Annotated in this window: 1 pseudogene; it reads left to right on the top strand. The window is 76.0% G+C overall.

The annotated features are described in order from the left end of the window. A pseudogene (locus UK12_RS41885) lies at positions 1 to 1,156 on the top strand (polyketide synthase); the annotation flags it as partial.

The raw sequence follows: 1,156 nt of genomic DNA, 5'->3' as shown, positions 1-1,156 counted from the left end.
GATGGCCGTTCAGGAGAGCATCGAAGCAGCCGGCCGCGAGGCGGTCACGGTTGGCACGCTGCGCCGGAACGAGGGTGGTGCCCGTCGGGTGCTGGCCTCCTTCGCGGAGGCGTGGGTGCGCGGTGTCGCGGTGGACTGGCAGGCGGCGGCCTTCGCGGGCACCGGCGCCGGGCGGGTCGACCTGCCCACCTACGCCTTCCAGCGCCGCCGCTACTGGCCCGAGCCGGCCCGGATCGAGGACGGTGCGGTCGAGCGCGCCGGCGATCCGGTGGAGGCTGAGTTCTGGGCGGCCGTCGACAGCGAGGATCTGAGCGCGCTGGCCGGCTCCCTCGATCTCGATCTCGGCGGGGATGCGCCGCTGAGCGCCGTGCTGCCCGCGCTGTCCTCGTGGCGGCGGCAGCGCCGTGAGCACTCCACGGTGGACGGCTGGCGCTACCGCGTCAGCTGGCAGCCGCTGGCCGACCAGCCGGCGCCCGTCCTCTCCGGGACCTGGGCGGTCGTGCTGCCCGAACGGCTGGCGGAGGACGCCTGGGTGACCGAGGTGACCCGCGCGCTCGCCCGGCGCGGTGCTGAGATCAGGAACGTCACCGTCGCGACCGAGGACCTGGACCGCGCGGAGCTGGCCGTGCTGCTCCGCAAGCAGCTGGACGACGTGGTCGAGCCGGCCGGAGTGCTGTCCCTGCTCGCGCTGGCGGAGCAGCCGCACCCGGAGCACCCGGGTCTGCCGTCCGGCCTGGCCGGGACGGTAGCCCTGGTGCAGGCGCTCGGTGACGCCGGGTTCGAGGCGCCGCTGTGGTGCGCCACGCGCGGTGCCGTGGCGGTGAACCGCGCCGAGCGGCTGTCGAACCCGGAGCAGTCGCTGGTCTGGGGTCTGGGCCGGGTCGCCGCGCAGGAGCAGCCGCAGCGCTGGGGCGGTCTGGTGGACCTCCCCGAGCAGGTGGAGGAGCGGGCGCTGGACCGGCTGGTGGCCGCGCTGGCCGGTGCCGGGATCGAGGACCAGCTGGCCGTGCGGGCGTCGGGGGTGTTCGTCCGTCGTCTGGTGCACGCGCCTTCGGGTGCGGCGCCGGTGGAGGGCTGGCGCCCGTCCGGGACCGTGCTGGTGACCGGTGGTACGGGTGCGCTGGGCGCGCAGGTGGCCCGCTGGCTGGCGCGGAAC

The organism is Saccharothrix sp. ST-888, assembly GCF_000955975.1.
GTDB lineage: Bacteria > Actinomycetota > Actinomycetes > Streptomycetales > Streptomycetaceae > Kitasatospora.
Note: the sequence above shows the minus strand (reverse complement) of the source record. Positions and strands in the feature narration are given on the sequence as shown.